This window comes from Erwinia sp. AK-PDG3-5 (genome assembly GCF_056821705.1).
Window position 1 is genome coordinate 653,142 of sequence record NZ_CM165967.1, and the last position, 12,524, is coordinate 665,665.

The following is a 12,524-nucleotide window of genomic DNA, read 5'->3' on the forward strand; positions in this document are numbered from 1 at the left end:
GGTACATACTTAGCCTACTTTTAAAATGTCGAGGTCAATATCCGGCGTAAATAGTGGTGCATCATTACTTTGGATAATCGGCTCAGGTCCGTTGATATCAAGTATCAAACGTGTAGAAAAGCTATTAACTACATTTTTATCGTTGTACGAGACAGGCCGAGAAAGTTCTGCACGGATACCGACACGGTGAAAGTCATCGATTTCATAAAAATCGTAGAGTAAAAACCATAAGTCCATTCCGATTTTATTTGGCAGGAGAGGGACAATATCGCCCTCGGGTAGATCAAGGTCCAACTTAAGTTGGTTATCGTCAAGTTTGAGATCTCCCTGCCCTGGGGTATTGTTGTGAATCAATCCCATCAGATCGCAAGTAAAATCACCTTTCTTTAGGCGAGATTCAGGGTATCCATGAAGAAGCCCAGTTTGATCGCAGCCACGGCATAGGTAAATTGCAACTTTATCGCTCACTGTTAATTCAACATTTCGAATAGATAGCCGTTTGTACCCTTTTGGCGCAAGAATCTCACGAGCACCGCTAACTCCCTCACCATAAAAATACTGCCCACGTGAAATTGCAGGGTGGTTTTGGGTCGTTGAGTAACGGCCTGATAACCCTCTTTCGAGGATACGGCCAAGATCACTTTGGCTGAGATTCATAGGCTGTAGATAAGACTCAACGTCACCATGGTCAGCCAGCACGACAGTTTTTGCGAGATTGTGAGAGTACATTGGCAGTGCCTCTTATGTATTTTCTGTTTTTTATACCTCAATCGAGGTGTAAAAACAAGAAAAATACTGGATGCAATGACAGTGTAAGCGCATTGTTCATCTGACAATCAAAGCGCGTGAAAAGCAAAAAAAATCGAGAAAGATATAACCCTAAAAAATAGTGAGAAAAGTGACCTTTACCCATATCTGAGGCAGAATAGAACTAGTCAATTTCTGCGCCTCAGGAGTCTTCACCGTTATGATTAGCCTTGTTTTTTCTTATTCCCATGTAGATGAAGAACTACGCAATGAGCTCGAGAAACATCTTTCGCCCCTCAAGCGGATGGGGAAAATCACCACATGGCACGATCGCCGCATCGATCCTGGGCAGGAATTTGAACACCAGATTGATCATTATTTTTCCGAAGCCGATATTATTCTATTGCTCATCAGTAGCGATTTTATCGCCTCCGATTACTGCTATCAGGTTGAAATGACCAACGCGATGGAACGTCACAAGCGGGGTGAGGTAGTGGTCATACCGGTGATTTTACGAGAATGCGCTTGGCACCAGTTGCCGTTCGGCAGCATTATGGCGGCGACAATCGACGGTAAACCCATAACCAAATTTTCCAGCCATGATGAAGGTTATGTTCAGGTCGTTGATGCCGTCTCTCGCGCTATTGCCAGTATGGAAGCGAAAAAATCACTACAGAGTGCGCATGTCTCTTCTCCGGCTCCGGGGAATCTTGGGTATCAGGCAACAGAGATAGTTTTTACTCCACGATCCAGCAATCTATCTCTACCAAAGACTTTTACCGACCTTGATAAAGATCGAGCCCGACGTGAAGGTTTTGAGTATGTCGCCCGTTATTTTGAGAACTCGTTGGATGAACTCAAGAAACGCCATGCTGGGTTAGACGTCGATTTCCATCGGCTTGATGCGAATTCATTCACTTGCGCGGTCTATATCAACGGTAGCAAGGTTGGTCAATGTGGCATCTGGCGTGGCAATCAACATCATGGAATGGGGGACATCTGTTATAGCCAAGAGAACGTTATTCGGAACAGCTATAACGAAAGCTTGACCCTTACTGATAACGGTCAAATTCTCGGTTTTCGTGCCTTGATGGGTGGATTTAGCAGTGTCAACTCACGAGAACAGCTGCTGACGAATGAGGGGATCTCAGAACATCTTTGGGGAATGTTCTTCGGAGTAATCAAGCAACGTATGTGTCGATGATTAATCGCCTCAGAATCGTTAACTTAACCCAATTTGAACGAAGCCGGTACTGACAAATTACGATAAGGATATAGAAATGGTACAACTTAACCTTGCCAAGGTGCTGTTACTTGGAGACGAAAGTAATGGATATGTCCGTTACGAAATATTTTCAAAAGAAGGAGAACGACCAGACTATCCAGAAAAAATTATGGTTTATCGCGAGAAGGTATTGGAGACGAACGGCGATAAGTATTGGGCCAAAACGGATGAAATTATCAGTCTGGACCATCTCGGATTCCAGAACGGTGGATTTCAAATGGCAATTACTTATCAAATGCGTCCTGCGCGGGATATGTTTTCAGCGATAGATGAATGCAAAAAACATTATAGGAGTTCCCAGTGACCAGAAGATTATAGAACAGACTAATCCAGCATCGTTGATCTCAGTTCTACTTCAGTGCTGTAGCTCTGGCGTGGTCGGCTGGGCTGCGACTTACCTTTAATAATTAGTGCCAGATTGCGTATAGTGTCGATTGTCTCTGTTAACCCGTGTGGTTATAGCCTCGGAACATATTCAGACTCCTGCTGGCAGGCGTAAGCCGTCCCTGAAGGGCAGGCAGACGCCATGCTGTTGTTCAGATTAAAAGGATTGAGAAGGGTATCGCGGGGCGGTTGTCACACTATGGAGTTATGGCGTAAATAAGTCGCCATCAGCAAAAACGGTGTAGGGAATCTCAGTCCTGACTACAGCCGAATGAGCGTTCAGCACTGCTATAGCGTTTAGTTCGATGCTTTGCCATGTAGCTCAGACGGAAAGTCAGAGCATCTAGTTTATCCAGAAACCCCGGCTTATTGAGCTCCAGGAAAGCCAAAGGGTTATCAACAAAGTGCACCAGCGTCAGATATTCAGGCCAGTCACGCTTCTTCATCGCACTTAGCCATGCGATCTGAACAAGAGAGCCCAGACCTTTCCCCTGTTCGTCGTAGCTTCCCAGAGCATTGAACGTGTCTGTGTTGACGAAGAGGGCCATGTGATAATGCTTCTTGCCACACAGTTCTGGTTGCTCCAGCACCCAGACGTAGCGAACTGAAGAGCGATGGCAGCGTTTACCTTCCCTGGCTTTTCTTTGTCGGTAAGCGACTATCTGAGCTTTTAGTGAGTCGATAAAGCGGGATATTAGCCCCGGGCTTAAGTCAGCATCACTGACAATGCTGTCACCCACATCTCCGGCTTCAGGTAAGTGTAAATCCACCCTGATAACCGTGGTTTGTGGATGGTCCTGCAGTGCGTTACAAAGTACCCCTTCGATACGCTGTAGATATTTATCGTTGAAAGGTTCCTGGCGTTGGTCCAGTACCATTGGGTGGATGATGTCATCGAACAAAAACATAATGGATTCCTCCACCTGTCGGGAAACAGCAGGCATAGAGCTGCCTTCTTGGAACACAGACAGGTATAGTGATTGGGAAATTCAGCAATTAACGCTGATGGGGATACTGGGCAGGTGTTGTTTGTGATTTAGTATGCAACTCACGTTGTTACAGCCTTATGCCCTGCAGAGGTTTGCTTAAGTATTTGTATTATAAAATTACTGACAGGCTATTAGGTCCTTACCCTACAGGTGAATATTACCTATCCGACATTAGTTCCGCTTAGCGGAACCTTTTGGGGCAAGGCTTAACTTATTGTTTCAACGACAATAATTACTCCGAAGTTAGCAGTTCCATAAAATATGTATTTGCCCCGGAATGGTTATGTATCCGTCGCATCTCGAGCGGCTCAAATCAGTGGATCGAGTACTGTACGATAGGCAAAACAGATGTACTCATCCATCTTGCTGGTAAGTATGTGGTTCTCAGCCTGACGGTCATTAACCCAGTTATCTATCTCCTCGCTTGATTTAAACTTTAGATTCTCAATCCAGTCAGCAAGACAATTCCCCAGCATCAAATCGTACCAGCACAGCCAGACAAGCTTTAGACGGAGCTCGGTCCCTCTAAACTGCTGAAACAGGCTGGTGAGCTTATTTGCCAGTGAACGATGTTTTAAACGGACGCATTCGGAAAGCAGAACACCTTCAAGCATGGGATGGTGGGCCAACAAGTGCTCCTGCGTTAATAAGCTTACGTTCAGGTCATCATCTATCGATAATGATGCTGCCGCTGCCTTTCCGTAAATAAGCCGGTGTAGCCAGTGGGGCACAATAGCAATAACAGCTTCTTTCCCAGGGAATTTAAGACAGCCAACCGTCAGGCTATGATAGTGATATATATTTTGATGGCACATTCCCTGCCTGACTGTCAGCTTCGTAAAGTCTGTCAACCAGGTCTGGTAGCATTTATGAAGCTCTTCGTATCGGGGTTTATATTCTTTCATGGTTTAAATATTCCTTCGGGTATAGATGACAGGCAGCAGAAAACCTCCGGATAGCCGGATAATGATTTCATGCTGCGGATTTAGTTCGGGGTGAGATTATTTACGGGAACGGTTGATGCGTTCTTGCAGCCAAACTTCGACTTCGCTTTTACGCCAGCGAGAGCTGCGGCCAAATTTGATGGGTCTTGGGAAGGAACCATCTTTGATTAGCTTATATATAAATTTATCTGTCATGCATACGAGTTTGGTAATAAAAGTCATGTCGATAAACTGATCTTCGAGCAAGGAAGGTTGATTGGACATTGCTTGATTCTCCGGTTAAGTAAACTAAGCTGGACTCGTTATATTTGATAACGACCACGTGCTTCGGCATACCAACCCGGTAATCTGTAAAAAAGTTGAAGGTCATTGACCTCTATGCCACTACTGGCCTATTGGAAAATCGATCCCCTAAGTGCTGCATCATAACGAACCGCCAGCTATCAGCTACTGAGTTCTCTGAACGCTGCTCCATACCAATTTCTTGGCTGCCATTGAGCACTGCACTAAGGGAAATTTTTTCATTGCATGTCAAAGGTCGTTTACTGCGGAAGTGAATAAAGCATCCACTTCTTTCCTTGGCAGTTACTGAGTAGTCAATCGAGTTAATGGTAGAAGGACGTGCCTGCTGAATTTGGCTACGATTTTTGTGCAGAACACCATGGGGTAGGTTTCTTCGTGGATTGTAAGTAGAATACTGTATTCTTGATGCGGAAAGGCTAGGTGTCATACCTAACTTATTGATATTTTTCTCGTAACCGAAATTGAGCACTACACTTTTACTACGTTATTGCACGGCTTTTATATCATTCTTCCATTCAGAAAAAGTATGGTTTACATCTGGATTATCTTCTTTTACTCTTGAGTGAAATGATGGAAAACACCATTCTAGGGTAGGAGAGGTATCGTGGAGGGGTATGAATTCGATGAACGGGAAATGCGAAAAAAGAGACTGCGACAGGCAAGTCGCCTAAAGTGGTTGAGGAAAAACCCAAGGGCAATGCATTTTTTTCTCTTTCGTTTACTAGCGAACAAAACCGTAGCACTCGCCAGTACGAACATCCGAACAAAGCTCGATATGCCACAGTTTCATGTCCATGCCCCCGATGTGGTCATGTCCCCTCAAAATACGGGAAAAATAAATAATAAAGGCGAGATAAACTTCCAGGATTTAGACATAAATCTGCAGGACTTGGATCTGAATTTTCCCCCACCAAAATGTGAACAAGCTAATGGATTAGACTTCTCTAGGGTAACGAATACGGATGTTATCCCAGATGTAATGGAAAAAATAATCGATGTCATTTTGAAAATGCACCAATCGACGAGGGCAGCAGACCAGGCTATCACGGAAGTGATGGGGGCTTGGGCTAATGCCAGCAATCAGTTCCCTAGAGCATTTTCATGGCTGGATAAGAATAATGAAGAGCAATGTTTATGGGTTTGGGAGCAAATGAGGAAGAAATATATTTCTATTGATACCAAACCTATTTCCTGTGAGCAACGCTACCATTTTATTATTGCTATCTTTGATAACTGGAAAGGGTGGAGTGACGAGCAACTAGGTTATCTGAAAGAAAATAAAAGAAGAAAGGATGGGAAGTTCATTTCTCATGGTTTGGGTGGTGCAAATACTTTAAGCCACAAAGAAATATTGCTCGAAGAACTGAGTAAAGCTTGGGAGCAAAAATCCCGTAGGAAAAAGATTAAAGATACAACTCCTACCTTGAAATTGAATAAACTATACCAAAAAAGGCTGGGCCAGATTGCTGAAAATAAAAGCATGACGCTAGATGAGACACTCAAATGCCTTATCGATAATGAGTTCTCACGTGTCAGTATATTGAAGACTAGATAGTATTAAACCAGATGAGGAATAGGGTACACATCTGAACATCATTCCAAATAATTTCAGACAGATATTATCGCAGTGAATCACCTCCGACGCCTTATTGGCTCGGGGGTTTTGTTTTTCTGTCTGAGGTCGTTTCATGAAAAAATCAGAAGGTTTGCAAGCCATCGAGAAACCGTTGGCATCACTCCCCCATGCTTTCGGTAAACACATTCTTGACCATATTTACAAGCTCACTCACTACGAACCGATCATCGGCATCATGGGCAAAACAGGTACGGGAAAATCATCGCTCTGTAATGCGCTTTTCCAGGGTGAGGTCACTTCCGTTAGCGATGTCAACGCCTGCACTCGTGAGGTGCTTCGATTGCGTCTTAGCAGCGGCGACCATAGCCTGATACTTGTAGACCTACCCGGTGTAGGCGAGAGTGAGCAACGGGATAAAGAATATGAATCTTTATATCGCAATATTCTCCCTGAGCTGGACCTCATCCTGTGGGTTATTAAAGCTGATGATCGTGCGTTTTCCGTGGATGAACGTTTCTACCGTCGGGTTATGTCTGACCACCACCAGCGGGTGCTTTTTGTCGTTAGCCAGGCTGACAAAATCGAGCCATGCCATGAATGGTTTGTCACCAGCAATGCACCATCCCCGCATCAGTTGGTGAATATCGAGGCCAGACTGGCGTCTATTCGCCAGTTATTCTCACCACACCATCCGGTGTGCGCTGTCTCAGCGAGAACAGAATGGAATCTCCCATCAATGATAGAAACGATGATGTGCTGCCTGCCAGACCGAGCCACCAGCCCATTGGTGACACAACTGCATGGGAGGTTATGCAGTGAGCCGGTAAAAAAGCAGGCTCGTGAGGGCTTTGGTAATGCGGTTGGGGAGGTGTTTGATTCTGCGCAAGCGGCATCATTTATTCCCGCGCCACTGAAAGCAGTTATTCGCACTGTCCGCGATGCCGTAGTATCCGCTGCTCGCGCCGTTTGGGACTGGATTTTTTTCTGACCTGGCTTACCTGCCATTATCTTCGGGACATACCCTGTCCGTTCTGATGTTTTATAATCTGCTGAATTTCGACAGTTTTCCCTTTACGCCCCGTCACGGTTGATTTTGGCAACTGTAAAAAATACGTCTTCTGGTGTCCATTCCCTGTCCCTCCCCCTCGTTAGAATAATCGTTTTATTTTCAGCTAATTATATCACTGGAGAACCTGCCTCATGGTTCAGGTTGAACGTCGTCATGACCGGCTTGCCGTCCGACTATCGTTAATTATCAGCCGCCTGGTAGCTGGAGAAACACTGGATTTACGAGCGCTGGCAACTGAATTTGGTGTGTCGGTTCGAACTCTACGCCGGGACTTTCGGGAACGTCTGATGTACCTGGATCTGGAGTATCGCAAAGGCCGATGCCGCTTGCTATCCGGTAGCCGCCAGAGAGAGTTAGCAGTGTTGAAATTTGCCCGTCAGTCAGGCGTTGAAGCTCTGTTTCCTGATATGGATAACCATCTGGTCAGTTCACTGTTGAGCGGATCAGGAGAGTCTCCTTGCCTTATCTGGCAGGGAAGATCCCTGGTTTCATCCCCAGAATCAGGCGTATTCACTCGGTTAGTGAGCGCGGTATCAGAACATCGAAAGGTGACGCTGCTCGGTAACGGTTGCCGCTGTACAGGCCTCGCTCCCTATCGGCTAGTTCTGCGTGACGGCGAGTGGTATCTGACAGGCGAGCATCAGACCCGGATAGCAGTATTTCCCTTGACGGATATTCGTGCAGTCACGCTCCACAACGGCAGCTTCGCTCCTGATATAGCGATGCGCGATATCCTCTCTCACCCGGATTTTCTTCAGGCTTTACCCCACTTTCGCTTTTTCCATTCATTGCTTGTCGCAACTGCCGGCGGGCTTATACCTCAGAAGGAATAACCACGATGAAATTACTTACCACTACATTGCTGGCTACCAGCGTTTGTCTGAGTGCAGTTTTTCCGGCTGACGCTGGCAATATCGTCGGCTCTGTCAAAGCCTGGGAGTACATGCAGGCTGACGGCTGGAAATCAGCTGATGGCATGGATGACAATACGCTGCACAATATGCTCTACCAGGCCAATGTTATTGATAACTACCCGTGGACGAAGCAGTTTTTGCTACGTACCCGTGGTGGTGGTGCAATTTTCCTTGCCGATAAGAAAACCCACACTATTCGTCAACTAAAACTGAATCCTGTCGGTGAAACCTACAACGACATTGAAACGGTTTATCAGGGAGATGATAAAGGGGAAGGCTGCTACTTTGCCGTTATTGATAACCAAGCTTCGGTACGTGATAAGGCTATCGATGCTCTTATATACCCCGACTGGTCTGCACCCCAAGATACGGATGCTGTTCTTAAGGCTAAGATTGCAAAAGTCAGACAACAGACAGCCCCAAAAGTCATTATGGTGATGCCAGATAATTGTGTGAATAAACAGCAGCAAGCCACATTGGCGGCTAAGCGCTCGGAAGAGGATCGGAAACTACAGCAATGGGTCGCACAGCAAAGCTTAGCGGAATTGTGTCGTCGCACAGGCAACTGCTGAGCACTTCCCAAAAGCCACGTCCCAAATGCCACTGAAGGAAAAGAACGATGGAAAAGGATTGTCAGAAAGATATAGATATACCTTCTTTCACAATAGTAAGGGTATGGGCAAAACCTAGTTACAGCAAAATCATGCCACTCGTCAGCCGATTGGCTAAAACCTTACCTGCCATTGTCGTTTTAATGCTGTGCCATCCGTCATCTGCTTACGCAGATGAACAACGCTATATCAGTATCCGCAATACCGATACCGTGTGGACTCCCGGTAATATCTGTGTGTATCAGTTCCGTCTGGATAATGGTGGTAGCGGTGTGGGTTTTGGCCCTCTGTCTGTTTCGCTGGGGCTGAAAGACAAGGCGGGCAACACGCTGGCGACGGGAACAATGGACGTAGCCCCCTTTGGAGACAGCGATGCTACTCGTTCTCAGGAAGCTTTTCTTGAGCATGAATGTGTCGAAAACGTCAGCGCTATTGAAATCATGAATGCGACCGAAGAGCGCAACGGCCATCAGGCCAGGCTGCCACTGTCCGTTTTCGACCCTCAGTATTATCAGCCACTGTCAGTATCGGTTGCTGTGAATAAGGCATCATAACTGGCTTAGACTTAAATCTGCCAGACTTCAGACTCACAACAACATCAGGCCATGCCTCCTTCGGGAAGCATGGCCTTTTCTTTTTTAATCGCCAAAAAAGGAATTAATCATGATCCGATTAGCCAGCCGCTTTGGTGCGGTTAATGTTGTACGCCGCGACCGCCCATTAACTCACGACGAACTGGCACATTACGTGCCCAGCGTCTTCAGTGAAGAAAAGCATGAGTCCCGCAGCGACCGATACACCTATATCCCAACAATAACCCTGCTCGATAATCTGCAACGTGAAGGTTTCCAGCCTTTCTTTGCCTGTCAGACCCGAGTGCGCGACCAGAGCAAGCGCGAACACACCAAACACATGCTGCGTCTTCGCCGTGAGGGCCAAATCACTGGCAAGCAAGTTCCGGAAATTATTCTGCTCAACAGCCACGATGGTTCGAGCAGTTATCAGATGTTGCCGGGATTATTTCGTTCAGCCTGCCAGAATGGACTAATTTGCGGTGAGAGTTTTGGTGAGGTTCGTGTACCTCATAAAGGCAACGTGGTGGAGAAAGTCATTGAAGGGGCTTACGAAGTGCTGGGAATATTTGACCGTGTAGAAGAGAAACGCGATGCCATGCAGTCGCTAATGTTAACTCCGCCAGCACAGCAGGCGATGGCGAAAGCGGCATTAACCTATCGCTTTGGTGAAGAGCATCAGCCGGTGACGGATTCGCAAATCCTATCCCCGCGCCGCTGGCAGGATGAAAGTAACGACCTGTGGACCACTTATCAGCGCATTCAGGAAAACCTGATTAAAGGCGGTCTGTCTGGACGAACCACCAAAGGCAAACGTGCCCATACTCGTGCTGTAAAAGGTATCGACGGTGATGTGAAGCTTAACCGTGCTCTGTGGGTGATGGCTGAGAATATGCTGCAGCTTGCCTCATGAACCTTTTTATTATCCCTTCCCTCAGGCCTTGCCAATAAACCGGCGAGGCTTTTTGTTTTAAGGAACAAAAATGTCTGTATTTAATTTATCCCCGGTATTTCCTGCAAACGAGCAACGCGTCATTCGTCGGGCATTACGCCTGCTGGAGAAATATCAGCGTCAACCGAGTGAGCCATTTACCTCCACCAGCTTCACTAAGACCTAGCTGCAATTACAGATGGCTCATCAGGAGCGTGAAGTTTTTATCGTGATGTATCTCGATAATCAGCACTGCCTACTGGGATGCGAAACTCTATTTACCGGCACACTCAGCCATACCGAAGTTCATCCCCGCGAAGTGGTTAAATTAGCTCTGAAACACAATGCCGCTGCGGTAATTCTGGCGCATAACCATCCGTCAGGTACGACAGAAATCAGTCAGCAGGACAAACACATCACTCAGCGGATAGTGAAAGCGTTAGCACTGGTAGAAGTGCGAGTGCTGGATCATTTGGTTGTTGGGAACGAAGTGGTGTCTTTTGCTGAGCAGGGTTTGATTTAAACGGAGGTTTTCATGTCAATCACACCACCTCATGAATGGGGTCTACAAAGCGATATCACCCCTCGATTTGCCGCAAGATTAGTTCAGGAAGGCAACCGGCTGTATTACCTGGCTGACAGGGCTGGATTGACGGGGAGTTTTAGTCCAATGCACCTGCAGAAATTAGATCTGGCTTTCCCGCTGTTTGTCGAACAACTGGAAGATATGCTGTGTGCTGGCGAACTAAATCCACATCAGCAACGTCAGGTGAAAATTCAACTTGCGAGTTTAACCTGTATAGCTGATACCCTTGGTAGCTGCGGTTACGTTTACATTTCTATTTATCCCACACCGTAACACCTTCTCTTTTCTTCTTTTATCAGGATTCTACCCATGCACATTTCAACTGTACCGGCCAAGGTGCCGGTTTCGTCACGTCCGTCGCCCGTGCAGGTCTGGCAGCAACTTTTAACGTATCTGCTGGATCACCATTACGGCCTGACGCTTAACGACATACCATTCCATGACGACGCGGCCATCGAGGAGCATATCGATGCAGGAATCACGCTCGCCGATGCTGTTAATTTTCTGGTGGAACGTTATGAACTGGTACGCATCGACCGCAAAGGGTTTAGCTGGCAGGAACAGACTCCGTTCCTGACCGCGACTGATATTCTCCGAGCCAGGCGAGCTACCGGATTAACAAATACTTAAATTCTTCGAGCCTCATTCCTGATTTTGGCTTCTGAACTTCCCACCTTTTTTATTCATCGCATAATGCGCCTGCCATTCCCGGCAGGCGTGTTTGCTTTTATGGACGATTAACGATGCAAACAGAACCCGACGTGTTGACGGAACACAATGAACTCATTCTTTCGACCAGTATCGAGCGTGTTGTCACGGGCCGCGATACCGCACTAAAACGGATCGAACAACTCATTCAGCAGCTTGATGCCATTTCACGGCTGACCTCAGAAATTGGCGGTGGTACAGCGCAAGACTGGGCAATGAAGTCCGGGCACCGCTACGATAGCTGGCTGACTGAAAAGGCTGATAAAGCAATGCCTGCCGTCACCCGCAATATAGATCGCAGTATCTGGCGCGATTTGATGCTGAAGTCTGGCATGATGGCCTTGATGGATGCTCAGGCTCGAGACCAGTGGCATAAGAATTTGGAGGAGGGCGATCTTCCTGAGATCAGTGAGGCGAATATCCTCAGTACTTTTGAGCAGTTACATTTGAACAAAATGGATGTCTTTGAGCGCGGGATCATCAACGTGTTCAAAGGTCTGTCATGGGATTACAAAACTAATAGTCCCTGCTGCTTCGGTAAGAAGATCATCATTAACAATCTGGTGACGCATAACCGCTGGGGCTTTAGCCTTAACTGGGGTTGGCGACGGGATCAACTGGCGGATCTGGAGAGAATGCTGTTTCTACTGGATGGCAAACCCATCCCTGACAACCGGGGTGATATCTCTACCCGATTGATGGAGCATATTCGTGATAATCCGGCTAAAAATGTTTATGAAGATGAGTTATTCAGCATTCGTTACTATCAAAAAGGTACGGCACACTTGACCTTCAAGCGTCTGGAGTTGATTAAACGTATGAACGATATCATAGCTAAACACTATCCGGGAATGCTGGCTGCGAGGTAAGTGAGTTGTCGTATGTTTGCTGTTAAAAGTGTCGTA

Annotated in this window: 15 protein-coding genes and 1 pseudogene; 12 read left to right on the forward strand and 4 right to left on the reverse strand. The window is 46.6% G+C overall.

Annotated features, from left to right (window positions below; all coding sequences use genetic code 11):
* Positions 1–9: 9 nt before the first annotated feature.
* Entirely contained in the window at positions 10–729 is a 720-nt protein-coding gene (locus AC1UKS_RS03010) for a hypothetical protein (protein ID WP_482435656.1), read from the reverse strand.
* A 238-nt stretch (positions 730–967) separates the two neighbouring features.
* On the opposite strand from AC1UKS_RS03010, the gene AC1UKS_RS03015 reads away from it, so the two are divergent.
* Positions 968–1,951 (forward strand): toll/interleukin-1 receptor domain-containing protein, encoded by a 984-nt coding sequence (locus AC1UKS_RS03015; protein WP_482435657.1) that lies wholly within the window; start codon positions 968–970, stop codon positions 1,949–1,951.
* A gap of 76 nt (positions 1,952–2,027) precedes the next feature.
* Complete coding sequence (locus AC1UKS_RS03020; RefSeq protein WP_482435658.1) at positions 2,028–2,336, forward strand: hypothetical protein; 309 nt, start codon at positions 2,028–2,030, stop codon at positions 2,334–2,336.
* Between the two features lie 331 nt (positions 2,337–2,667).
* Here AC1UKS_RS03020 and AC1UKS_RS03025 read toward each other — a convergent pair whose 3' ends face one another.
* The 3 genes from AC1UKS_RS03025 to AC1UKS_RS03035 all read right to left on the reverse strand — a co-directional run bounded on the left by AC1UKS_RS03025 (position 2,668) and on the right by AC1UKS_RS03035 (position 4,613).
* Positions 2,668–3,324, reverse strand: coding sequence for an inovirus Gp2 family protein (locus tag AC1UKS_RS03025; RefSeq protein WP_482435660.1), 657 nt, complete (start codon positions 3,322–3,324; stop codon positions 2,668–2,670).
* Positions 3,325–3,713: 389 nt separating this feature from the next.
* Complete coding sequence (locus AC1UKS_RS03030) at positions 3,714–4,310, reverse strand: hypothetical protein (protein WP_336982935.1); 597 nt, start codon at positions 4,308–4,310, stop codon at positions 3,714–3,716.
* 96 nt (positions 4,311–4,406) lie between these two features.
* Positions 4,407–4,613 (reverse strand): helix-turn-helix transcriptional regulator, encoded by a 207-nt coding sequence (locus tag AC1UKS_RS03035; protein WP_336982936.1) that lies wholly within the window; start codon positions 4,611–4,613, stop codon positions 4,407–4,409.
* An 814-nt stretch (positions 4,614–5,427) separates the two neighbouring features.
* Here AC1UKS_RS03035 and AC1UKS_RS03040 point away from each other — a divergent pair.
* The 10 genes and pseudogenes from AC1UKS_RS03040 to AC1UKS_RS03085 all read left to right on the forward strand — a co-directional run bounded on the left by AC1UKS_RS03040 (position 5,428) and on the right by AC1UKS_RS03085 (position 12,488).
* Positions 5,428–6,207: a hypothetical protein gene (locus tag AC1UKS_RS03040; RefSeq protein ID WP_336982937.1), complete on the forward strand. Its 780-nt coding sequence runs from the start codon at positions 5,428–5,430 to the stop codon at positions 6,205–6,207.
* Between the two features lie 133 nt (positions 6,208–6,340).
* Positions 6,341–7,216, forward strand: coding sequence for a GTPase family protein (locus AC1UKS_RS03045; protein WP_336982938.1), 876 nt, complete (start codon positions 6,341–6,343; stop codon positions 7,214–7,216).
* Between the two features lie 212 nt (positions 7,217–7,428).
* Positions 7,429–8,130 carry a WYL domain-containing protein gene (locus AC1UKS_RS03050; RefSeq protein WP_482435662.1) on the forward strand — a complete coding sequence of 234 codons (702 nt, stop codon included), beginning with the start codon at positions 7,429–7,431 and terminating at the stop codon, positions 8,128–8,130.
* 5 nt (positions 8,131–8,135) lie between these two features.
* Complete coding sequence (locus AC1UKS_RS03055) at positions 8,136–8,783, forward strand: hypothetical protein (protein ID WP_390215137.1); 648 nt, start codon at positions 8,136–8,138, stop codon at positions 8,781–8,783.
* Positions 8,784–8,965: 182 nt separating this feature from the next.
* Positions 8,966–9,376 (forward strand): IrmA family protein, encoded by a 411-nt coding sequence (locus AC1UKS_RS03060; RefSeq protein ID WP_088911601.1) that lies wholly within the window; start codon positions 8,966–8,968, stop codon positions 9,374–9,376.
* A gap of 109 nt (positions 9,377–9,485) precedes the next feature.
* On the forward strand, positions 9,486–10,307 hold the full coding sequence (locus AC1UKS_RS03065) for a DUF932 domain-containing protein (protein WP_390215136.1): 822 nt from the start codon (positions 9,486–9,488) through the stop codon (positions 10,305–10,307).
* A 70-nt stretch (positions 10,308–10,377) separates the two neighbouring features.
* Positions 10,378–10,848: pseudogene (gene radC, locus AC1UKS_RS03070) on the forward strand (RadC family protein).
* A 12-nt stretch (positions 10,849–10,860) separates the two neighbouring features.
* Positions 10,861–11,184, forward strand: a complete 324-nt coding sequence (locus AC1UKS_RS03075; RefSeq protein WP_064164243.1) for a type IV toxin-antitoxin system YeeU family antitoxin — start codon at positions 10,861–10,863, stop codon at positions 11,182–11,184.
* A gap of 36 nt (positions 11,185–11,220) precedes the next feature.
* Positions 11,221–11,541: a TA system toxin CbtA family protein gene (locus AC1UKS_RS03080; protein WP_482435664.1), complete on the forward strand. Its 321-nt coding sequence runs from the start codon at positions 11,221–11,223 to the stop codon at positions 11,539–11,541.
* A gap of 113 nt (positions 11,542–11,654) precedes the next feature.
* Positions 11,655–12,488 carry a DUF4942 domain-containing protein gene (locus AC1UKS_RS03085; protein ID WP_094110323.1) on the forward strand — a complete coding sequence of 278 codons (834 nt, stop codon included), beginning with the start codon at positions 11,655–11,657 and terminating at the stop codon, positions 12,486–12,488.
* Positions 12,489–12,524 lie beyond the last annotated feature (36 nt).